Genomic DNA, 24,543 nt, shown 5'->3' with positions numbered 1-24,543 from the left:
CAAAAGAGACATATCACGTCTCTTTTTTATTTTGTAAATTTAACCTAAAAGGTTGCCATTAAAGCCTTATCTTTTCCCCTGCACAGTCTTTGGTGAACTTTTTAGCACCTCTCACAAACGGCTGATATTCGCATTAATGACGTTTAAGCATTAATGACACTAACCAGTTTGATAAAAGTTCAAACAGTATTTTTTAGTTTTGTTACTTAAAATTTCTGCTTCAATTTCACCCTATTCTCTCAATTTCCCCTCTTAACCCATTAGAAGTGGTCACTATTTATTTCAACTTTTCTGTTGTTCTCTCAATATACTTGAATATTTTGGCTGGCTGTTCGCTCAAATAAACTGAAATTAAATTAAACAATGGTTATAAAATTTCATATTAAAGTAAAATTCATTAAGTGATATCCATCACAATAAAATCCCACCATTTTAAAAGGTGCTCTAGATCACTATAAAAAAACATTCCAAAATGGACATATTAGGCAAACATTACAATAGCTTGATGAAAATAGAAGTAAATGAGGTAATCCAGCCACAACAATCTATGCGACCTTAATCACACCTTAAAAATGACTGAAAAAACCAATAACAGACTATTAATGAAATAAATGGATCAGTTAATTGCAATAATGACGATGAATATGAGTGATAGCTCTACTTTTAATAACCAGAAAAACAACAAATTTAATTTAATATAACCAAAGTAGATATACACCCAACAGTCTAAGTGATCATTGTCACATATAAGAAAATCCCCCGAGAGAAGCACCCCGCAGCACTGTAAATTAGCATTTCATATAACAGCCAAGATGATCTAGATCATATTAGTCAAGCTCACAATAGCGTCTAGTACACAACACAGAATGTCGAGACCGTAAGTACTTGCAGTATTAACTGCTGATTTATTGGTCTGGGAAGTCGACATGAAGGCAGATGAAAAATCCTAATATCAATAATAAGACAGACCACTTTATGAAGAGGCAAGCATGACAATACTTCAACTCCTCGCTAGCTTGACGCCAGTGCTCAGTGTAATGCTATTTCTAGTGTTACTCAGAATGCCTGCATCTAAGGCTATGCCTATCTCCATGATAATCACAGCGCTCGCCGCCGTGTTTATTTGGCAAATGGATACCACATTACTGGCGGCATCGGTCCTCGAAGGACTGCTCTCAGCCATCACACCATTAACCATCATTTTTGGCGCCGTATTCCTACTCAATACCCTGAAATACTCAGGTGCCATGGACACTATCCGTGCAGGGTTTACTAACATCAGTGCCGATGCCCGTGTACAAGTCATTATCATCTGTTGGTTATTCGGTGCCTTTATTGAAGGTAGTGCTGGTTTTGGTACTCCCGCAGCCATTGGCGCACCACTACTGGTATTGCTTGGTGTACCACCCGTTGCCGCAGCTGTCGTGGCTTTGATTGCTGACTCGGCCTGTGTATCCTTCGGTGCGATTGGTCTACCCGTACTTTTTGGGATGGAACAGGGTCTGATCCAAGGTGGCGTGAGCATGGCGGCGGAGCAATTTGCTGCCCATGGGGGTAACTATGCTGGTTATGCTCGATATATCGTCATGCATATGATCACTATCGACTTAATCACAGGTTCATTAATTCCTCTCGTAATGGTGACCATGCTAACTGGATTCTTTGGTCGCAATAAATCCTTTAAGGAAGGCTTAGCAATTTGGAAATTTGCGATTTTCTCAGGTCTTGCCTTTACCGTCCCCGCATGGATCATCAACTACCTTGCAGGCCCAGAATTCCCTTCGGTTATCGGTTCATTGATCGGTATGGCCTTAGTGATCCCGGTTGCGCGTAAAGGCTACTTACTGCCTAAAACACCATGGAATGATTTCGCAGAGAATGACAGTCAAGAAAGCGGAAAAGTCGAAACAACGGCTAAGTTTTCCCAAATTGCCGCTTGGACACCTTACATCATCATGGCTGCGCTTTTGGTACTGTCGCGTACAGTGGCACCGTTAAAAGCATGGTTATCAAGCTTTAACATCAGCTGGACAGGCCTAATGGGCACTGAGCTTAAAGCCAGCTTCGCAACCTTATATGCACCAGGTGCCTTCTTTGTTGCCGTGTGTATTCTAGGTTTCTTCCTGTTCAAAATGAAAAGCCCTGCGATTCAGCAAACGGTCGGTGTTTCATGTAAGTCCATGTTGCCAACAATTATTTCATTAGGCGCATCAGTGCCTATGGTAAAAATCTTCTTAAACTCAGGCGCGAATGGTGCAGGTCTTGCCTCAATGCCTGTCGCTTTAGCGGATATGTTGGCAGGTTCCATGGGCGCAGTGTGGGCTTGGATGGCGCCTATCGTGGGGATTTTTGGTGCCTTCTTATCCGGTTCAGCCACCTTCTCAAACATGATGTTCTCCAGCCTACAATACAGCGTTGCCGACAATATTGGCATGAACCACACACTGGTATTGGCACTACAAGGTATCGGTGCAAACGCCGGTAACATGATGTGCGTAATGAACGTGGTTGCCGCTGCAACGGTAGTGGGTATGGCAGGTAGAGAATCAGAAATTATCCGTAAAACAATGCCTGTTGCCATTGGTTATGCCTTACTGGCGGGCACAATAGCTACCCTGTGGGGTGGATTCTAAGCCGTTTTATTTTATTGAATGCCCGAAGTCACTCCCAGTGACTTCGGCTTTAATCTATTAATAAAGAGAGTGATGCTATGTCGATTAACTATAAACTGGTCATCGATGATCTAAGAACGCAATTAGGTGATCATCCCGTGACGGATGATCCCGTTCGCCGTTTTGCCTGGTCCACCGATGCAAGCTACTTCAGGATAGTCCCAGAAGTGGTTGTCCATGCAGAAACCCTAGAACAGGTAAAGCTCACATTAGCCGTTGCCCGTAAGCATGATGCACCCGTCACGTTTAGGGCCGCTGGAACCAGTTTATCTGGCCAAGCTATCGGTGAAGGTATTTTGTTGATCCTTGGCCATGATGGTTTTAGAAAGATTGAAGTCAGTAGCGATGCCAAACAGATCACCTTAGGTGCTGCTGTCATTGGTTCCGACGCTAACGCCGTACTCGCGCCGCTTAACCGCAAAATTGGTCCCGATCCCGCCACCATAGGCTCCGCCAAAATTGGTGGTATTGTGGCAAACAATGCTTCGGGAATGTGCTGTGGTACTGCGCAAAACAGTTACCAAACTATCGCTTCCGCGAAACTTCTTTTTGCAGATGGTACTGAACTCGATACAGGCTGTGAAAAATCAAAAGCTGCCTTTGTTAAATCCCATGGAAAAATACTGGATGCGCTGACAGAACTGTCGCACATGACTCGCCATAACACAGTGTTAGCGGACAGAATTCGTAAAAAGTATTCCATTAAAAATACCACCGGCTACGGCATCAATTCGTTACTCGATTTTACCGACCCATTTGACATCATCAACCACTTAATGGTGGGGATGGAAGGCACCTTAGCCTTTATTAATGAAGTCACTTATCACACAGTGAATGAAGCTAAATTTAAAGCCTCAGCTATGGCCGTATTCCATAATATGGAAGATGCCGCACGAGCCATACCACTGATAAACGGGGAAAGCGTTTCTGCTGCTGAACTCCTTGATTGGCCATCAATCAAAGCAGTAACGGGCAAGCCTGGCATGCCAGATTGGTTATCAGAATTACCGGCCCTATCCGCTATTCTACTGATAGAATCCCGTGCTGATGACGACAAAACCTTAGAAAATTATACTCAAGATGTCACCGCGAAACTCGCCGGCTTTGACTTTATCCGCCCAATGGAATTTAGTACTAATCCAGCGGTTTATGACAAATACTGGGCAATGCGCAAAGGCTTGTTCCCGATTGTAGGTGGTGAGCGTCCAAAGGGAACCTCAGTTATCATCGAAGACGTGGCCTTTGAACTAGAGCACCTTGCTGCTGCGGCGCACGATATCACTGAGCTTTTCCATAAACATGGTTACCCTGAAGGCTGTATTTATGGCCATGCTCTTGCGGGGAACTTCCACTTTATTATCACCCCCACCTTCTCGACTCAAGCTGATATCGATCGTTTCCATGCCTTTATGGATGATATTGCCGACATGGTGATTAACAAGTACGACGGTTCAATGAAAGCCGAGCATGGTACTGGCCGTGCTGTCGCGCCGTTCGTCGAAAAAGAATGGGGACAAGATGCTTACACTTTGATGAAGAGCATCAAACAAGTATTTGATCCACAGGGTATTCTAAACCCAGGCGTTATTCTTAACGACGATAGCAATGTCCACGTTAAAAACATCAAGCCCTGCCCTGTGGTCGATGATTTTGTTGATAAATGTATCGAATGTGGTTTCTGTGAAAAAACCTGCCCAACATCGGCACTCAACTTCTCACCTCGTCAACGTATTGCGACTCTGCGTGAAATCGAACGTTTAGAACAATCCGGTGATAAAGCCGCCGCAGCAGAAATGCGCGCCGCCGCTAAATACGATGTAGTTGATACCTGTGCCGCCTGCCAGCTTTGTACTATTGCTTGCCCAGTGGATAACAGCATGGGCCAACTGGTGCGTAAACTGCGCACGCCGTACATCAGCACTACTGAACAAAAAGTCTTAGATTTCCAAGCCAAACACTTTGGCGCAGTTAACCAGGTTATCAGTTCAGGTTTTGACATGCTTGGCGTGATCCACAAGATCACTGGCGACAACATTACCAGTGCCCTAATGAAAACCGGCCGTTTGATTTCAAAAGAAGTGCCTTATTGGAACCCAGATTTCCCGAAAGGCGGCAAATTGCCAAAACCATCCCCCGCTAAAGTTGGCCAAGAAACAGTGATTTACTTCCCAGCCTGTGGCGGCAGAACCTTTGGTCCGACGCCAAAAGATCCCGATAACCGCACTTTGCCAGAGGTGGTTGTCACGCTGCTGGAACGTGCTGGCTATAACGTCATCACGCCAGAAAAAACCCGCGATTTATGTTGCGGCCAGATGTGGGAATCTAAGGGCGACTTTAAAAACGCCGATGCCAAACGCCAAGAACTTATCGATGCCGTGAGCAAGATGACTAATGGTGGCAAGCTGCCAGTGATCGTCGATGCCTTGTCTTGCACCTACCGCACTTTGTCAGGTAATCCAAAAGTACAAATTATCGACTTAGTTGAGTTTATGCACGACAAGCTACTGACTAAGCTCAACATCAGCAAAAAAGTCAATGTGGCACTGCACTTAGGTTGTAGCGCACGCAAGATGAAACTTGAACCTAAGATGCAAGCAATCGCTGATGCCTGCTCTGCGCAAGTGTTAAAACCTGCGGGAATTGACTGCTGCGGTTACGCGGGTGAAAAAGGCTTGTATAAGCCTGAAATCAACGCCAGCGCACTGCGTAATATCAAAAAGCTCATTCCTGTCGAGATTAAGGAAGGCTATTACGCCAACCGTATGTGCGAGGTCGGTTTGACCCAACACAGCGGCATTTCCTACCGCCACTTAGCTTATCTGCTCGAAGAGTGCAGCCGCTAATCTGGTATGACAGTAGTAAACAACGGGGCTATTTTTAGCCCCGTTTGTTTATATAAGCGAACTATTCTCATTTATTTGTCATTAAGTATTTTTTGAGAATTTCAAACCTGAATAAATACATTTTAAAATCAATGTAATCATCAAGTTAAAATATTCTCATTTTTGAAAAAATCTACAAGCTCATTTACTAAATTAGGGCTACTTATTCCGCTAAGATAGGCCTATATTTGATCAACTACCTTAGCATTTGTGTGGACTTTGGGGTCGCACAGCAAGGCAATGTCGTTCACTAACAAGAAAGAGAAAACACAATGAAAATCGCCCTTTTCATCCCGTGTCTAGTCAATCAAATGATGCCAGAGGTCGCGATCGCCACCTTGGAATTATTAGAGAAACTCGGGCACCAAGTGATTCTACCCGCGGGTCAAACATGCTGTGGCCAGCCGATGACAAACTCGGGTTGCTTCGATGCAGCGCGCAGCACCACCCTTAAATTGCTCAACGCCTTTAAGGGAGTGGAATGCGACGCTATTGTTTGCCCTGCCGCCTCTTGCTTAGTGGCCGCCAAAGAAAACTTCCACGAGTTTGATAGCAGCCCAGAAGCACAAGCTGTGATCAACAAACTCTATGAACTGACTGAGTTTTTACACGATATCGCGCCGATCCCCGCCTTTACCAAGCCCTTCGCGCACAAAATTAGCCTGCAACTGAGTTGCCATGGCATTCGCATGTTAAGCCTTGCCACCCCAAGTGAGCAAATGGGACCAAGATTCAACAAAGTCGAAGCTGTATTGGCCAATATTGCAGGCATAGACATAGTGTATCCAGACCGCCGTGACGAATGCTGCGGCTTTGGTGGCACCTTCGCCGTCGATGAAGGCGCAGTGTCGGCTAAGATGGGGAAAGACAAGGCCCAAGCCCACGCTGCAACGGGTGCTGAATATGTGGTGGGTTTTGATCCCTCATGCCTGTTGCACCTCGATGGCATGATCCGCAGACAGCAATTGCCGATTGAAATTCGCCACATAGCGCAAGTGCTAAACGCCGCGCTCTAGGAGACTCACCATGGCTTACAATCATAATCACGGAGCTAATGGCTCCCAAGTCCATGCCCATAAAGCCGATATTTTTTGCCGCGACGAAACCCGTGTCGACTGGCATTCAAAAGCACTATGGATGCTCAGAGAAAAACGCGACCGCGCCGCGGGTAGCATCCCAGAATGGGAACAACTGCGCCAGCTTGGCTCAGAAATTAAGCTCCACACGCTAACCCATCTTGCTCAATATCTTGAAACCTTTGAACAAAACTGTATCGCCAACGGCATACAAGTCCATTGGGCGAAAGATGGCGCAGAGCACAATCGTATCGTGCATGACATTTTATCCCGCCATAAAGTCAAAAAGTTGGTGAAGTCTAAGTCTATGCTGACCGAGGAATGTCACCTCAATCCGTACTTAGAACAACGTGGCATTGAAGTCATAGACACCGACTTAGGTGAGCGGATTATTCAGCTCGCCAAAATGCCACCATCACACATAGTCGTGCCTGCTATCCATATGAAAAAGGAAGAAGTCGGCGAACTCTTCCATGAAAAACTCGGCACTAAAGCGGGGGGGTCCGATCCCTTGTATTTAACCCGCGCCGCCCGTGCCCACCTGCGTGAACAGTTCCTTAGCGCCGATGCCGCGATGACAGGCGTGAACATGGCGATTGCCGATAAAGGCGCCGTGGTGGTCTGCACGAACGAAGGCAACGCCGACATGGGTGCTAACCTGCCTAAGTTACAGTTGCATTCAATGGGGATCGATAAAGTGGTGCCCGATATCGATAGCGCAGCCGTTTTACTGCGAACACTGGCACGCAACGCCACGGGCCAACCTGTCACGACTTATAGCGCCTTTTACCGTGGCCCACAGCCCGAAGGTGAGATGCACATTATTATCGTCGACAATGGCCGCACTGAGATGCTCAAGGATAAAATCCTCGCAGAATCATTGAAGTGTATTCGTTGTGGTGGTTGCCTCAATACCTGTCCTGTGTATCGTCGCTCCGGCGGTTATAGCTACAACTACACTATCCCTGGCCCAATTGGTATCGCAGTGGGCGCTAAGATTGATGACACTAACTCGATTGCCTGGGCCTGTACCTTGTGTGGCAGCTGTACCTATATCTGCCCGACTAAAGTGCCGCTCGATAAGATTATTTTCCACCACAGACGCCTTAAGGCTGAAGCCGGAAAACTCCCCTATGGCAAAAACAGTTACATGCCATTAGTGGGTAAATTTATGGCAAGCGAAACCATGCTTAACTGCTCTATGAGTGTGGCGAGAACTGCGCTGCGCATTCTACCGGGTAGTCTGTTAAAACCCTTTAGCGGTGCATGGGGTAAATACCGTGAACTGCCCGTTGCCCCGAACTCCAGCTTCGAAGCTTGGTTTAAGAAACACAGGAGCCTATAAGATGTCTAGTAAACTTGAAATTCTCAATGCGCTCAAACTGTCGGCCTTAACAAATCATCCTATGCCAAGCATAGATGTGACGCCAAGAGTCGAAAATCTCGTCGGCCAGTTCGAGACCAACCTCAATACTGTCGCGGGTACGCTGCATAAAGAAGGTGGCATCAAAGCCCTGCAAGCCAAAGTCGATGAACTTATCGCCCAAGGGTTACAGGTTATCTCCCTTGTCGAGGGGGTCACGGCAAACCGTGAAATGCCACCCACAGCCCACGAGCTCAAAAACATAGATTATGCAGTGATCCCAGGTGACATTGGCGTTGCCGAAAACGGTGCCATTTGGGTTAACAATAAGAATCTAGGCCACAGAGTGACACCTTTTATCTGTGAAAACCTGATCTTAGCCCTGCCAACGAATAAGATTGTGCCGACCCTACATCAGGCAGCTAAAGAAATCACGTTAGCCTCAGGTGAGTTCGGGGTGTTTATCGCTGGTCCATCAAAAACCGCCGATATCGAACAAGCCCTCGTCGTCGGCGCCCACGGCGCCTGCAGCTTGAACGTGTATTTGCTCTAATGCCTCGAGATTTAATGTAACCAAGAAAATTCAAAGGTTATGGAATAATCGAAACACAAAAGCCGCCTTCATTAGCGGCTTTCTTATTGAGACTTCGCTGAATAATATTTGATTTGTAGGCTGATAAACCACTAACACAGCTTACCAATTAACGTTTATTGACTAACAGTTTACAGGCTTGCCATGGCATTTACTCGCCGACTCTGTGAATAGAAACCTAGGGTTTTAAGCTTATGAACGAGAGCCATGGTCGTTCTCATGCATCCCTGCATTGCACGACATTCAGGCGTCCTGCCTATCAGATGGCGAACTGGCAGTTAAACACGGATGTTGTTCAAGTCAATCCGTGGATGCAGGGCCGCTCCATCCTGCTCTTTGATGAACGGCGCCATCTCTGATATTTATCTGTGTACGTTAGTGACGTTTAAATATAAACCCAACATTAAGATATTGATTTAAAATGTGATATTACTACATTCTAAGGCAATCGTTAGTGATAAGCAGGGGATCTTTATCAAGTCGCTTTAACCACGTGCGATAGCGCACATACTGAGGATACCTTGGTAGTATCCTCGACTCGGTTGATAGTATTCTCGACTATGTCCATGAGGCATTTATAGTAAAGGTGAGTAAATGAACGAGGTATTACTACAAATAAAGGCGCTCACCAATGGTGATCCTTTGTTGACGGCTGTCATTGTTGGAGTATTAACATTTACGTTAATTGGACTCGTAGGCTACATGCTAAAAGATGTCCCCGCAAAGCTGTTAAGTTGGCTCAGTAGTCTGCTGTTTGTGCGGCTCACTATAGACGATAGCCATCAGGCGCGCACAGAGGTATTCAATAAACTGTCCTTTTTGATCAGTAATACTACCATTCCGTTTTTTTCACGCTCTATCTCTGAGGCTGTGTACTATGACTATAGTGTGAGTTACGACGGGCGTGTCAGTGTTAAGTCTATCGGCTACGGTATGCACCTGTTTAAATACGGTGGTTGTTTCATGTTGGCTACCCGCTCTAAGGTCGATAGTACGATGGCATACGATACTATTACTGTAAGTGCACCATGGTGGGCAAAAGATAAACTATATCGTTTTTTAGAAGATACTCGTGGAGACATCTCTACAGAGCCAAAAGTGAATATTTTCGAAGAAACCGAATGGTGTCGCTATGGCACATTGAAATCATCGGGTTTTAGTGAATTAGTGCTAGATGAAGGGTTTAAGCAGAAGTTGATGGGAGAAGTTGATAACTTCGCAAGTAGGGGGAAATCGGTTGTAAGTAAGCTAACCATACTTTTACACGGAAAAACGGGTACTGGTAAGACGGGTATAGCGAGAGCCTTAGCTGTTGAGTATCATCGCGATCTATACATATTGAATCTATCGACTGTAAATGATGCCACTATTCATAAGGCTATTAGAAAGGTACCGCCCGGAGCTATGTTGTTAATAGAGGACTGTGACTGTGTAAAGGCTACGGTATCACGTACTGCTGAAAGTAATGCAGATAACCCACCACTCACTTTAGGTGGCGTTCTAAACGCGTTAGACGGAATCATTCCTCTTGATGACTGCCTTGTAATAATGACCACAAATCATCCTGATAATCTTGACCCAGCGTTGATACGTAAAGGTCGTGTAGATGTCAGTATTGAAGTACCACTTATCAGTGCAAAACAAGTTAATGAAGACTACTTTGAGCGTTTTGGCGCAGTTCTTAATAGAACTGAGCCATTGTTAGGTTGTGAAGTCTATGAACTCCATCGCAGAGCGAACTTAAGATATGGAGTGTGTTGTAAGCCAGTGTAGATGCTCTGGATTCAACAAACCATGAGGTCATGATAGCCATGAATAACAATAAACTGATCGTCTTCAATTAGTGGTAACTGGCCGAGTTGCTGTAATCTGATTTTTAATTCAGCAAGCAGAAATACATTGTCATCCGCCAAACCGGCGGGAAAAACGGTTTTCGCAATTCTAATCGCGTTAATGGATTTATAGCGAATACACCTTTGCACAAAAAGACAATCAGTAGCCATGATCTCGGATAACACTTGATTTGAGGCTTCATAATCGAGAGGAAAGTCCTCTTCACCGACCAACTGTAGTTGCAAATACACAGGACGAGAAGCTAACAGCGTCATACATTCGCGCCATTTAGTATTATTCATCATAGAACTCATAATGTTAAATTGCTTTTTTACCCCTGATGATTAACAAGTTACCTTTGGTGTTTAACAGCCCGTATAGGGATTAAAAATGGTAGCGAATAAAGTAAGCCGCTTAAAGTAATGGGCTAGACGTAAACTCGTTTAGTACATCTTCTGAGGTTGACTCATATTCAACCACCAGTTTATGGGGTGTAAGCCGATACACCCTCACCTCAATATTCCCTCGCACAGCATAAATTAAAGCGCCGCCATAGGTTGTTTCAGGCCCAAGATCTCCTGCTGGAACTTGCTCGGCGGCGCCAATATACAGGCACCCTGACAATATTGTTAAGTTTGCAGAGAGATAATTCGAATTGAGCCCAGCCTCACCTAGCTTACGGAAAATTTCAACCTCATAATAGCCATCGGCGCCAAGTCCTACGAATAGCACATGACCTTGATTGATTTCCAAAATTTCGTCACTCGGCACAGACCACCAATCAGCCGTATCTTCACAGCGATGAGTTAATGCCGCGGGATCAAATATCGCCATTGTGGCGGTATCTGTGTCAAACCGAGTTGTTGTATAGGGTTTACTCATCATCCTTGCCCACTAACAGAAATGATTCTGACTACCTGTTTTATCCTTGATAACTCCAAACCTAAAATAGAAAAATCGCCATAATTTTAGGCCGTTACTACCACTTACTTACAACAATCCTTTACATAAAGGCTTTAGTGAACGCTTCCTTCGACTGGCGAATATAGTTACGGGCGCTTTTGGCGTGCTGCTCCCACACGGCACGGTCGCTAGGATCGGTAAAGGGGTTTTGCTCAGCGGCAATTGAGCGCTCAAATTTGTCGTAGAAGGTCAGCATGGCCGAAGTGATCTGATTAAAACGTTCCTTGAACTCTTGAAATTCATCAATCTTCTCAGTGGTTTTAATCATGTACTGCACTAACTCTGCATTGCTGTTCGAAGCCAATAGCGCCTCAGCTTTAGCACTGATATTGGCACTCGCCTCGGCAATCACCAGCGCGCGTGCCTGCTCGTCTTTACTCATCACTCGGCTGTAATTTTCAGGTGTGCGGGCAATACTGGCATGCTGTAAGTAACTGCGCAGATGCTTATCGAGATCCTTACGGAAATTATCTAAGTTCTTCTGCATACTGACTAAATCATTGTCGAGTGCAGTGACTTGTTGCAGTTCTTTTTCGATTTCAGACATAAACCGTTCGGCCTGCTGATAAATTTTCAGGCCATTTTCTTCAGCAAACTTTTTATCACTACGGCTTAAGTCACTGTTGTCATAATTAGAGCGATCAAAAGTCGCCGCTAAGAATGACTTAAAGGGTTCGGCAAAGGCGGAATACGCACCGGCACTGACCACGTTTAAGGTGGCAGTAGCTAAGTCACCAAAGGGTTTCACCATAGAGCCTAAACGCGCCTGTTGGAGAGGCGATGCCACACGTTTAGCGTCAGTTAAAACCGACCTAAAGGTGTTATATCCCATAGGGTTAGACATTTTATTGCGCTCAGACGTCGCCAACACAAAGGTGATACTTGAATAAATAGCATTCGAGTACTCGAGGTATTGTCTTTGGCTCTCGAGCTGGGCGGCATAATTTTTACCTAAAGTACGAAATGACTCAGACTGCACTTCGTAATTCTTGTCAGCTTTCAGCTTATCTAAAATCCCGCCGATAATTTTCTGCTCATTTTTTTGCAGGGCCATATCAAGGCGAATTTTACCTAAGCTCAAATCGTCCAAACTGATAGGGCCATTAATAGCCTCAATATCAAGACGGATATATTGGCGACTCGGATCATCAATAGACACTCGGTGTGCTAAATATTCGTTAGCCCCAGGGGTGATATCGATTAAAGCAACATGCTGCCACTGGGCATCGAGCTTTAATACCGGAGAGGTCAATACATTGATTCGATATTGGGTTTGAGTATTCTGGGTTTTGACCCAAAACTCTAATAGACCCGCTTCAGAAATAGGATACTTACTGACGATACTGCTATTGCCTTCGACGCAAAGCAGCGCACTTTCACCTGTGTGAGGTTCAGCGCCTTCAAATTGACAACCCATGATCCACGACCAAGGTTGAGATAAACGATTGCCTTCGAAGTCGCTGGCAAACACTAACTCATTCTCTTTGGCACTGGCATTAACTGTCGTTAACACGCCAAGCAACAGCATAGAAATGACTGCAGTGGTGCGCATAAGGGCCTCATAAAACATAAATTACTAAAATCAACGAGCGAGTCATTCGGCTCAATACCCAGTCATATCAACAATCAATCGACCCAAAAGCCTAAGCGAACTCAGTCTGTTAATTGAGGGCTATAGCCTCGGCTCAACAGCACACTTGGATAAGTCATTTTTGATTGCAGATTAAACCAGCGAAATGTACCAGAGGCCATCATCCCACGCTAGCCCTAAGTCATGTTTAACGACGAAAGATATGCAGGCAATTACAATCGGGGCCATTAATCGCCCCAATTGTAAAATTTACGTAAAACTAAACACTTATGCCACAGCTACAGGTTACTTGCCTCGCCCCTTGTCTTGTCAATATATCAGGCGAAACCAATACAACCCAAAGCAAGGATTAATGCAGACGTGCCTCGACTCGCTTCATGGCGTAAAACATCCATATCGTCAAGATAGTGCTACAGGTCGCGAGCGACACCCACACACCAATCACGCCGAACGCCCATGCAAAGCAGTAGATGATCGCAGCGATAAGAATAAGCTTAGCGCCCGTCAGCATAGAAGCTTGTTTCGAACAGTTAATCGCTTGGAAGAAACTCGCACCAACTAAGATTAAGCCTTCCATAGGCAAGCCCCAAAAATACCAGCGCATACCTTCAATCGCCACTGGTGTTAAATTCGGATTATCACCGGCAAACAAATACACTAACCATTCAGGGCGAGAATAAATCAGCGCTAAACCTAAGGCTGCGGTAAGTAACGTCATACCAAAGGCAATATTGCGCGCTTGTTTAACCCTGTCAAAGCGCCCTGCTCCTGCGTTAAAGCTATAAATGGGTTGAGTTCCAAGCGCAATGCCCTCAAAAATCAGATAGAAAAATGCTTCTGTGTAACTCACCACACCATAGGCGGCCACATGTAATGGACCGCCAACCCACAAAAAAGCCGTATTATGCAGGGTTAACACTATCGACAAATACAGATTCATCAAAAAGCTGGGGAAACCAACGCGGGCTATATTAAGGCAATTATCGAGCTTGAGCTTCATCTGCTCAAAAGTGATTTTAAGCTGAGTGCGCGGACTGAAAAAATGCTGTAAACACAAAAGCCCCGTTACCGCCTGCGACAACATAGTCGCAATCGCTGCACCTGCTAAACCAAAGGGGAAAACCACAATAAACAGCCAGTCTAAGAAAGTGTTTAATACACCACCCAAAATCAGCACCCAAGTCACCATGGATGGCCTGCCATCATTACGCAGCAGTGTGGTGAAGGTCATTGAAATTATGGGGAAATGACACAGTGCAAAATACCAGAATAAGTATTCGTTAGCATTTTCGAGCATCTCCCCTTGCGCCCCAAGGGCAACCAAAATATCTCGCGAGAATATCCCACCAACAAGGGCAAAAAAGCATCCCGTTAATAAACATAACGTAAAGGCATTACCCAGTAGTTTACGGGCCTTGACTACATTACCTTGGCCAAGATTGATTGACACTAATGCCGCGCTACCCATACCTATCATGGCGCCAATAGCGTATAAAATCGCGCCTACAGGGTAAGCTAGCATCATCCCCGCCAGCCCTGTTTCACCTAAATAGTGGCCAACAAAGATGCCATCAATTGTCACATATACGCCCGTGACCAACATAGAGGCTATGGTGGGTATGGTATAGCGCCAAAAAAGCTTCGCAATCGGCTCCTCGAGCAAGCTCATATCCGCAGGAGCATGATTAGATGTTGTTGCTGTCATTAGCGTTTCTCACAAAAAGGGGGGGCTAGAGTCGTATCTATCTAGAAAAATGATCGGGTGAACAAAAATGCGACAATGGATTGTACCTAAAAATAGCGAGAACTCAAAGCATGTTCATTGTGAATAATTAACAATAAAGATTAATCATCACAATGACTTAAGAAGAAACAGTCCAATTTCAGCCAAATGACAAACTCAGTACAGTTCAATAACAGATGTGGGTTAATTCATCATTTTCTGCTACTTTTTTGGTGTTTAAGGCCGAATTAGGTAAAGTATCCGTTCAAGCAAGCCCATTAACGTATTTAAGCAAGATGAAATCATTAACTTTATAAATTTAAGCTTTTGATAATTAATGGGTTAAACAGAAATAAATTCAATAACAATAATAAGGGAAGGACATGAGTCAGAATAGTCCAAATGCAGGCAACGATCTGCGAGAAGTCAAACAGCTCGGCATGTGGGCCTCCATTACTAGCTTAGGTTATGTGTTTTGGTTAGTTGGTGGTATGGAGTTAGTCGAGCGTATCGCCTACTACGGTGTTAAAGCCAGTGCTGGACTGTACGCTAAAGCGCCAGAGTCTGCGGGCGGCCTTGGGATCAGCCTGAGTGACTACGGCATTATTATTTCCCTCTGGGCGATCATGCAAACCTTTGTGCCCGTGTTCACCGGTGGCATGTCTGACCGAGTGGGCTACAAAGAAACCATCTTCGGCTCCACCATCATTAAAATCTTTGGCTATCTCGTCATGGCATTCTTCCCCAGCTTTTGGGGCTTCCTTGTCGGTGCATTACTCCTTGCCATAGGCACAGGGATATTTAAACCGGGCATTCAAGGCACCTTAGTGCTGTCCACTAATCGCAACAACACTTCAATGGCTTGGGGCATTTTTTACCAAGTTGTAAACATTGGCGGTTTCCTAGGGCCTTTAGTTGCTGTGCATATGCGCCAATTGTCGTGGGACAATGTATTTTTCGCCTGCGCCGCGATTATCTCACTCAACTTCTTATTCTTACTCACCTATACCGAGCCAGGTAAAGCCGAGCGACTGGAACGCAATAAGCAAATAAAATCGGGTGAAGTCGAACAAGAATCCCTGTGGCGTGATGCTTGGCGCGAGTTGAAAAAGCCGATTGTAATCTACTATATGCTCGTTTTTTCAGGATTTTGGTTCTTGTTCAATGCCTTATTCGATGTGCTGCCTATCCATATTTCCGAATGGGTCGATACCAGCGTAATCGTCACCACCCTCTTTGGCAGCGAAGGCACCAGTAACGGTATTCTGCAATTTTGGCTTGGCCTCAATAACGAAGGCACTAAGGTGATGCCCGAAGGCATGTTAAACCTCAATGCGGGCCTGATTATGACCTGCTGTTTTATCGTCGCGGCGCTGACGGCTAAATACCGTATTACTACCGCTATGTTTATTGGTTGTTTGCTGAGTATTTTAGCTTTTGTGTTTATCGGTGCTTTCCATGCGGCATGGTTTATCGTATTCGCGATTGCCATGTTCTCCATTGGCGAAATGATGATTAGCCCGAAGAAAAACGAGTTTATGGGTAATATTGCTCCCGAAGGCAAAAAAGCCATGTACTTGGGATTTGTGATGTTGCCCCAAGGGATCGGCTGGGGATTAGAAGGCTACTTTGGCCCTAAACTCTACGAGATTTATGCATCAAAAGAATTGTTTTCGCGGGATTTATTGCTAGAGCGCGGCATGAACAGCACTGAGATCAGCGCCATTCCCCAAGGTGAAGCCTTTACTACTTTGGTGAGTTACACAGGTGAAAACGCACACGATCTCACCCAATTGCTGTACCACAGCCATAACATTGGCATGGCGTGGTACATCATAGCCGCCATAGGGACTATCTCAGCGGTAGGGATTTACATCTATGGTAAGTGGTTACTCACACTACAAAGAGCCCAGCAAGCCGCCTAAGTGAAACTCGCTGACCTCATTCTGGGCAAGGACGACAAAGACAAGATAAGGGCTAGATGATGGCAAGGTGAGGAGCGATCCTCATCTTGCCTCGTCAGTATCAGAAAGATCTTGTTAGCAACTCAGGCGTAAATTGTTCGGGCGACAGCAATAGGCCTAAGCTCTCGATTTGTGCATTCAAACGATTGAGATCTTGAGTCAGCGCCGGCAAGGTCAGCGTATTGTCATCGAGCTCATACACTTGCCTTAAACTAGTGTAATAAAACAGCAATATAATCAAAGCATTCACATCATTTTGCGCCGCAGCGGCTTTAATCTTTATCAACTTGCGATAGATACGATTATGGAGTTGCTTTAATTGCCACACATAATAAATTTCGCTGAAGAAGGATTTATCCTTCAAGTTGTAAATCACTGCGCTACACAGACCCAGACTGAAAATCACGCCTAAGAGATTCAAATGGAAATTACCTGTAGGCTCACCTGGCACAGGCGTCGCCCCAAACAGCGCAATGAGTCCAGTACCAAAAATCAGCGATAACACGACTAAGCTAACAACTAGAATCACAATGAATAAATTCATATTTTTACGATACAAGGTTTTATCTATTTCCTGCAGCTTCATAACATCCCGCTCAAATAAACCGCCCAGCATTGGCGTATAAATCAATCAATCAATGGCAGAGCATACCGCAATCCCCTTTATTCGGCCTTAACTGATTTAAACGCATAACGAAAATACATTTCTCCCCCTTATCCGCGAGCGATACAAACTGAAACCTTTAAGCGTAACTAAGCAGGCTGAGGGATAGGATGATGTATCGATTGAAGATCAACGGCTTAATGCCCTTACGATTAATCTTCCATTTATTTCAAAACATTAAAATGTTAACGTGCAATCAAATCTGAGTAAAATTTGCTAACCTTAACCCTAGTGAATTGCATAACGATATCGCCGCTTTTACGAGAGACAGTGTTCTAACCTCCCGCATTCAAACCACACAAGGAATACCATGATACTCAGCAAAGGCTTTGCACAGGTCGTCCTTTTGGCGCTCAGCAGCCTTTGCTTGACTGCACAGGCCAAAGACCTGCTCGCAGTGGGTTCGAGTTTCAGCCAAATTTTTGAACTACAAGCCAATGGCGAATATACAGGCTTAGGTGTCGATATTTTGAATCGCTTCGCCCAGCAGCAAAGTGTGAACATTCACTATCAAATTACCCCATGGCGCCGCGCTATCTCTATGGTTGAACGTGGCCAAGCGGATATTCTTATTGGTCCCTACGATACCCCAGAGCGTAATACCAACTTGGTTTTTGCGGCGAAGGCATTTTACCGCGATGATATGGTGTTTTATGCTCGGGCAGACAATGAAATAGTGTGGAATGGCGACTATGCCAGTATTAAAACGCAACGGATTGGAAAAATGCAGGGCTGGAGTTATGGCACACGGTTTACTGAACAAACTAAATCATTAAATATCAATGAATTTGTCGATATTAAAAGTGGCATAGAACGGCTTTCGCGGGGTGATTTAGATTTACTCGCCACCAATAGTCGCAATACCAATGCAGTGCTCGCCCAAATCAAAATCCCTAAAGCAATTACGCCAATCATGCCGATAATCGATGTCCGAGACGGCTTTATGGCTTTTCCGAAACAAGCTAAATTTGATCCGCTAAGAACTCGTTTTGACAGCTTCTTCGAGGAGATGATCCAAAATGGCACACTCACGACACTCGGCCAAAAATACCGCGTAACCTTGCCTTACTGAGCCGGCCTTACTATTCCCACCAAATCTGCCCCCTCTTACCTATGCTCACACCTGTAATAAAGAGTGATGGGGAACTCTGTTAGCTAAGACAAGCAATCAACTGCAGCTCAATCTCGTTCCAATTGACGTCGTCCATGGTAATCATTTCTAGTCTGGAATCTAAGGTGTCATCGAGTTCAACTACAGTAAACTCATGGTCAATCCAGTTAAATCCTGCAATTCCATCAGTAGTGATCATCACGGCCTTTAATCTAAGCAACACTTGCCCAACGTTGGATGACTGAGCTTGCCGCTGAATAAAATCCATTAATTTATCAAAATCAAATTCTTGACTCGGTTCAAACACCCAGCCGCAGCTAAAACAACCTTCACCTTGATTCTGCTTTCGCACTATACCGCGATCATCAAAATCAAGTGCGGCTTCGATTGCACCTTCGGCAAAGAGGCTCAACTCACTCAAGCGAGAACCACCAGCACGAAACAAGCTTGGGGCCGTCGTCGGTAGGCTGCCCAGCTTTAGGCCCGCGCTAGCATGCCCATTTATATTGAGTGACACGCGCCTTGGTTGGTTAAGATAGTCCAGCAAAGCGCTAGGTAAAGGCTGTTGATTAGAGTGGCTCACTACAGGAATATCAGTACGTTCAATATGGCTTAAATAAGTCTGCAATTCATAGAGTAACTTAGTATTTTCAGCATCATACAAGTCAGACTTAGTTGCGATGATCACATCGGCCACTTGCAACTGTTGAATAAAATTTGCATGTTCGCGATAGCGAGGATCGTGGATCTTACGCGCGTCGACCAAACATAGGGTGCTACGCAGTGAAATCACATTCTGATAATGGGGCGCACTCAGTACTTTAATGATTTCATTAGGATGCCCAAGCCCAGTCGGTTCAATCAATAAGCGGTCAGGTTTCGCTTTCGCAATCAACTGATTGATGGCCACTTGTGTCGGTACGCCCGCGGCGCAGCACATACAGCCACCCGCAACCTCACGAATTTGTATGCCGTTATCGGAGGAGTTCAGTAACCCCGCATCAATGCCGACCTCACCAAATTCATTGACCAGTACTGCCCAAATTTCATCCGCGGGTTTAGTCGCCAGCAATTGCTTAATCAGAGAGGTTTTACCTACACCTAAAAAACCTGTAATGATATTGGTGGGAATCGCTTTGATAATCATAAGGAAACTCGCTCGAATAGAAAGCTTGGCGCTCGAGTGTAGAAGTATTGGCTTTGAAGCTCAACAAAAAGCGCATCGGTGAGGATGCGCTTTTAGAATAGCGACAGGCTATGTAGCAAAATATGCAACTGACTATTCAACAGTCAAATCAACAAACTAGGCAACCGTTAGACGGCTAAACTAATAGGCACTTTGCACTTATTAGCCTTGATTGTTGGGCTTAGCTTATTTTGACTTAACTTATTTTGACTTAGCCTATTTTGACTTAGCCTATTTTGACTTATTGGTGCGAGAGCCAAAACCTGACTTATTGCTCACCAAATTCGACTTAGGTTTAGTTGCATTAAACGGCTTACCTGAGCCAGAAGCTGGCTTAGCACGGCTAGAGGATTTATCGGCACTGGTTTTGCTATCCTGCGCTTTACCTTTCGCGTACTTACCCTGACGAGACTGGCCAATAGTACGATCCTGCGGCGCCTTATGGCTCCACTTTCCAATCGGCTTAATCGGTGCTGCGGGCGCATCACGGTAACGGGCAGGCAAAGGCGTGCCTTCTTCATAACCCGGTTGTACCGACACGGGCAGTTTCTGCTCAATCAAGGCTTCAATTTCAGCGAGCATTTCATCGTCAGAAGGTGAAACGAACGAAATCGCGCGGCCGGTTAATCCAGCTCGGCCAGTACGACCAATACGATGGATATAGTCTTCGGCGAGGAAAGGTAATTCAAGGTTGATCACCATAGGCAAGGCATGAATGTCTAAACCACGAGCGGCCACATCGGTCGCCACCAGCACCCGCAATTTACCAGCTTTAAACTCTTCCAACACCCGATTACGGGCGCCTTGTGTTTTATCGCCGTGGAATACACCAGCGGCTATGCCATCCAGCTTTAATTCTTGTAATAAATGCTCGGCGCTTTCTTTCGTGCTGGCAAACACCAGCACTTGGCGCCAATTGTTGCGGCCAACCAATTCAGACAACAGCTCGGCTTTGCGACGTTTATCAACGCGATAGACTTCCTGCACAACTGTGGATGCGGTAGTCGTGTCAGCAACATTGACCCACTGAGGTTCATTCAGCATTTTCTCGGCGAGTTGTTTGACTGCATCGCTATATGTGGCTGAAAACAACATGGTTTGATGCTGCGGCGCAATTAAGCGTTTCACTTTTTCAATGTCGCGCACAAAACCCATGTCTAACATACGGTCGGCTTCGTCGATCACTAATGTGGTAACGCTCGACAAATCTAACTGGAATTGGCCAATAATGTCGAATAAACGACCAGGAGTTGCCACCAAAATATCAACGCCCTGCTCTACCCCTTTACGCTGGGGATTCATGTTGGCGCCACCGTAAACCGCTAAGGTTTTCAGTGGTAGGAACTGGCTGTATTTTTGGATATTTTCGCAGACTTGAATCGCAAGTTCGCGGGTTGGCGTCATCACCAACGCGCGTAAAATCGGTTTATCATTGCTATCGCTTGTTAAAGACTCAGCCGCCAACTTTTCAAGTACAGGCAGAGCAAAGGAAGCCGTCTTACCTGTCCCCGTTTGGGCGCAGGCCATAATGTCTTTGCCTTCAAAGGCAAGCGGGATCACTTTCTCTTGCACTTGAGTGAGTTGCTGATAGCCACACTCAGTTATCGCATTCAAAATAGGAGAAGATAAACCGAGTGTTTCAAATTTCATAGGGACTCTTTAGCTAAGTAGTAAAACTTTGATGCGAGGTGATACTCAATGCCCCAACGCGGGGCCGCGGAGTCTAGCAAAATCCGCGGCGTTTTTATAGGCAATTATCGCCACTAAGTTAATATCTCCTCAGACATGGGAGACTAAAAGCGGATCCTGTAAGTATTTTTGGCTAAATTCACCCGCAGGCACAGGTCTTGAGAACAAGTAACCTTGGCCGTAGTCACAACCTGCAGCCAACAAGACTAGCCGCTGCGCATCGGTTTCGACACCTTCGGCAATCACCTTCATTCCCAACTTGTGGGCCATCACGATAATCGCCTCGCAGAGAATTTGATCGTTTGAATCGGTATCGATATGGCGGGTAAAAGATTGATCAATTTTAAGATAATCAATGTCAAACTTTTTCAGATAGGCGAGTGACGAATAGCCAGTACCAAAATCGTCCAGCGACACTTGCACACCCGCATCGCGGTAGGCCAGTAGTTTTTCGGTTACACCCATACTGGCATCCAATAACAAGCCTTCGGTAATTTCAACGCACACGCCCGCGCCTGTGATATTAAGATCTTGCAATAACTTCAACCAATCATTGAGCAGCGTGCCTTCATCACGAAATTGGATTGGGGATTTATTGACGCTGATTTGGATTTCAACCCCTAATTCATGACGCCACGCCGCACTCTGGCGAGCGGCTTGCTCGAACACCCAATTGCCGATTTCAACAATCAAGCCAGTATCCTCCGCCACAGGAATAAACTCAGCAGGCGACACAGCACCACGCTCTGCATGATGCCAGCGGATCAAGGCTTCAGCCTTGGTCACTTCACCCGTTGCTAAGGCTACAATCGGCTGATAATGCAGTTCAAATTCTTTATTCACGACCGCTTGACGTAAGTCTTGGATCAAGCGCATGCGATATTTAGCGTATTCCTGCATCGACGGGGTGAAATAGTTGAAGCGATTACGCCCTTGATCTTTCGCCGCATACATAGCCTGATCCGCATGCTTGAGAAGCCCTTCAATACTGGTAGAGTCATCGGGATACAAAGTAATCCCAATACTGACGCTGATATAAGCGGTTTCTTCCCCTAACACATAGGGTTCGGCAATTCGTCGCAAAATATTCTCAGCGACGCGCTCAATCCCCTTATGGTCTTCCATCGAACTTAACACCACAGTAAATTCATCGCCGCCAAGACGCGCCACGACGTCGGCATCACGCACACAGGATTTCAATCGACTCGCGGTTTCTATCAACAGTAAATCGCCCATGGCATGGCCTAAGGTGTCATTCACTTCTTTAAAGAAATCTAAGTCCAAGAACAATAAGGCAAAGTGGTTGCGATTGCGGTCGGCATTTTTCACTTCACTGCTTAAATACTCCAACAACATGCGCCGATTAGGCAACCCCGTCAGCGTATCGTAGTTAGCTTGTTTCCAAATCAGATGCTCATTTTGCTTCTTATCGGTAATGTCTGAGAACAGGGCAACACGTCGATAGGGATGGCCTTCTTTATCATTAATCGTATTGATAGTTAACCAGATGACATATTCTTCGCCATTTTTGCGCCGCTGCCACATTTCCCCCTGCCATTGACCTTTCTCGCGGATATCATTATTCATTTTGTTGTAAAAATCACGGCCATTGAGGTCACAATAAAGCAGCCGAATATGTTGGTCCCGCACTTCAAATTCACGATAACCCGTCATCACACTAAAGGCGGCATTGACGGTAATAATCACACCCTTTTCATCGAGGACACTCATGGCTTCAGAGCTGTTATCGTAAACCAGTGCCGACAACTTTAAGGATTCTTCGATAAGTTTTGCGTCGGTAATATCGGTATAGGTTCCACACATACGCAGAGCATTGTTGTTTGCATCTCTGCTCACGACTTTACCTGTATCAAGGATCCACCGCACCTTACGGTTTACGGTATTTAAGCGGTACTCCATCTTATGTTGCGCCGTTTCGCCACGAATATGGGCCTCAATCGAATGCAGCACTTTAGGCCTGTCTTCGGCGACTATCGCATCCATCCATTGGCGACTATTAGCGTTGAGCATATCAACATCGCAGCCAATAATATCGGCGCTGCGGGCGTTACGTTCGATACGATCATTGCGAATATCCCAATCCCACACCCCAAGATCGCTACTGCTCAGCACCAGTTCGAGTTGCTCACGACTAGCAAGTACCTCTTGGTCAGCAATGGCCTGTGAGGTGATATCTAAATATCCAGCAATAACAAGCAACACGGCATTATTACCACCACGCTTACAGGCGACTGTCATATGGGTGTAAACCACGCTGCCGTCTTTAACGATAAAACGTTTATCCATCTCGTAATTATCGATATCCCCCCGCAGCATAAGCTCAAATTTCAGGGCATCCGCTTCTAAATCATCGGGATGAGTAATTTGTGCCCACGTCATCCGTAGCAATTCAGCTTCTGAATATTTGAGCATTTGACATAACCGTGGATTCACCTTTATCCACTTTTGATCTATCCCCGTTATTGCAATACCAATATTGCCCGCGTTGAATTGGCTCCTAAAAAGAAAATCATCCTGTAGACGAATTTGTTCATCACGCTCTAATTCAAAACGTCGCGATAACAAGCGGCTCAATAGCCAAGTCGCAATCGGGAAAATGGTCAATACTGGGAGGGTCACTTTGGCGAGTAATGGCATTGCTATGCCATCGGGTAGAAATAAGAACCACAACAACATCACGATATGAACGGTATAGGCAAAGAGAAAAATTTCTCCACCTGAAATATTGGCTAACAGAGACTTACGATATTGACGCCAGATCACCCCGATTAAACCGGATGACACTATCACGCCGACGCCAATCCATATACCAGCGCCACCGATACTGATGCGATACAGCGCCGTCATCACGACAGCCACTAAGGTCGGTAAACCACCGAAAAATAGACCAGAAATACAGAGAATAACCGAACGGGTATCAAAGAAAACGCCAGGCAAATATACCCAAGGCGTACTCATAATAGTGATACCAATACCACCGATGAGCATCCCAATAATGATGCGCCACAGTAAAAAATACTGCCGCTGATGCTTTTTAGGAATCACGTCGTACAAAAAGACCAACGCCAGCAATAAAGCCGCATTTTGTACTAACGGAAAGAGAATACCTTTATCCATAACTCAGAGAGCGACTCCAAAAATGAGGGGGCTTGATACCATTTTAACATTCCCCCACAAGTGTAGCAGAATCACTTAGAAATCATGCGTTAATTC

Annotated in this window: 16 protein-coding genes; 8 read left to right on the top strand and 8 right to left on the bottom strand. The window is 45.4% G+C overall.

Features of this window, described 5'->3' with window-relative positions:
- Positions 1-989: 989 nt before the first annotated feature.
- From KO531_RS00780 to KO531_RS00755, 6 genes are all read left to right on the top strand, one after another.
- Entirely contained in the window at positions 990-2,633 is a 1,644-nt protein-coding gene (locus tag KO531_RS00780) for an L-lactate permease (protein WP_049821741.1), read from the top strand.
- Positions 2,634-2,710: 77 nt separating this feature from the next.
- Positions 2,711-5,515: an FAD-binding and (Fe-S)-binding domain-containing protein gene (locus KO531_RS00775; protein WP_219250131.1), complete on the top strand. Its 2,805-nt coding sequence runs from the start codon at positions 2,711-2,713 to the stop codon at positions 5,513-5,515.
- A gap of 311 nt (positions 5,516-5,826) precedes the next feature.
- The gene (locus KO531_RS00770) at positions 5,827-6,570 is read left to right on the top strand and encodes a (Fe-S)-binding protein (protein WP_113941022.1); all 744 of its coding nucleotides are present in this window, start codon (positions 5,827-5,829) and stop codon (positions 6,568-6,570) included.
- A gap of 10 nt (positions 6,571-6,580) precedes the next feature.
- Entirely contained in the window at positions 6,581-7,975 is a 1,395-nt protein-coding gene (locus KO531_RS00765) for a lactate utilization protein B (protein ID WP_168823309.1), read from the top strand.
- A gap of 1 nt (position 7,976) precedes the next feature.
- A complete protein-coding gene (locus tag KO531_RS00760; RefSeq protein WP_028760696.1) occupies positions 7,977-8,546 on the top strand; it encodes an LUD domain-containing protein in 570 nt (189 codons plus the stop codon).
- Positions 8,547-9,179: 633 nt separating this feature from the next.
- Positions 9,180-10,358 carry an AAA family ATPase gene (locus tag KO531_RS00755; RefSeq protein WP_219250130.1) on the top strand — a complete coding sequence of 393 codons (1,179 nt, stop codon included), beginning with the start codon at positions 9,180-9,182 and terminating at the stop codon, positions 10,356-10,358.
- Between the two features lie 11 nt (positions 10,359-10,369).
- On the opposite strand, the gene KO531_RS00750 is transcribed toward KO531_RS00755, so the two are convergent.
- The 4 genes from KO531_RS00750 to KO531_RS00735 form a co-directional block, all read right to left on the bottom strand.
- Positions 10,370-10,723 carry a hypothetical protein gene (locus KO531_RS00750; protein ID WP_242068336.1) on the bottom strand — a complete coding sequence of 118 codons (354 nt, stop codon included), beginning with the start codon at positions 10,721-10,723 and terminating at the stop codon, positions 10,370-10,372.
- 109 nt (positions 10,724-10,832) lie between these two features.
- Positions 10,833-11,300 (bottom strand): DUF6386 family protein, encoded by a 468-nt coding sequence (locus KO531_RS00745; RefSeq protein WP_251068797.1) that lies wholly within the window; start codon positions 11,298-11,300, stop codon positions 10,833-10,835.
- Between the two features lie 121 nt (positions 11,301-11,421).
- Positions 11,422-12,933 carry a hypothetical protein gene (locus tag KO531_RS00740; protein WP_113941018.1) on the bottom strand — a complete coding sequence of 504 codons (1,512 nt, stop codon included), beginning with the start codon at positions 12,931-12,933 and terminating at the stop codon, positions 11,422-11,424.
- A 388-nt stretch (positions 12,934-13,321) separates the two neighbouring features.
- A complete protein-coding gene (locus tag KO531_RS00735) occupies positions 13,322-14,677 on the bottom strand; it encodes an MATE family efflux transporter (protein ID WP_028760699.1) in 1,356 nt (451 codons plus the stop codon).
- Positions 14,678-15,078: 401 nt separating this feature from the next.
- Between KO531_RS00735 and KO531_RS00730 the strand changes: the two genes are divergently transcribed.
- A complete protein-coding gene (locus KO531_RS00730) occupies positions 15,079-16,620 on the top strand; it encodes an MFS transporter (protein WP_219250128.1) in 1,542 nt (513 codons plus the stop codon).
- 100 nt (positions 16,621-16,720) lie between these two features.
- Here the strand turns inward: KO531_RS00730 and KO531_RS00725 are convergent, their stop codons facing one another.
- A complete protein-coding gene (locus KO531_RS00725; RefSeq protein ID WP_219250127.1) occupies positions 16,721-17,245 on the bottom strand; it encodes a DUF3087 domain-containing protein in 525 nt (174 codons plus the stop codon).
- 388 nt (positions 17,246-17,633) lie between these two features.
- Here KO531_RS00725 and KO531_RS00720 point away from each other — a divergent pair, with 388 nt between their 5' ends.
- Entirely contained in the window at positions 17,634-18,395 is a 762-nt protein-coding gene (locus KO531_RS00720; protein WP_212600345.1) for a transporter substrate-binding domain-containing protein, read from the top strand.
- Positions 18,396-18,474: 79 nt separating this feature from the next.
- Here the strand turns inward: KO531_RS00720 and KO531_RS00715 are convergent, their stop codons facing one another.
- The 3 genes from KO531_RS00715 to KO531_RS00705 form a co-directional block, all read right to left on the bottom strand.
- Positions 18,475-19,581 (bottom strand): GTP-binding protein, encoded by a 1,107-nt coding sequence (locus tag KO531_RS00715; RefSeq protein WP_219250126.1) that lies wholly within the window; start codon positions 19,579-19,581, stop codon positions 18,475-18,477.
- A 270-nt stretch (positions 19,582-19,851) separates the two neighbouring features.
- Positions 19,852-21,270, bottom strand: coding sequence for a DEAD/DEAH box helicase (locus KO531_RS00710; RefSeq protein WP_131522993.1), 1,419 nt, complete (start codon positions 21,268-21,270; stop codon positions 19,852-19,854).
- Between the two features lie 129 nt (positions 21,271-21,399).
- On the bottom strand, positions 21,400-24,447 hold the full coding sequence (locus tag KO531_RS00705) for an EAL domain-containing protein (RefSeq protein WP_219250125.1): 3,048 nt from the start codon (positions 24,445-24,447) through the stop codon (positions 21,400-21,402).
- Between the last annotated feature and the right edge of the window lie 96 nt (positions 24,448-24,543).

The sequence above is a fragment of the Shewanella sp. NKUCC06_TVS genome, assembly GCF_019345515.1.
Taxonomy (GTDB): Bacteria; Pseudomonadota; Gammaproteobacteria; order Enterobacterales; family Shewanellaceae; genus Shewanella; species Shewanella oncorhynchi.
Note: the sequence above shows the minus strand (reverse complement) of the source record. Positions and strands in the feature narration are given on the sequence as shown.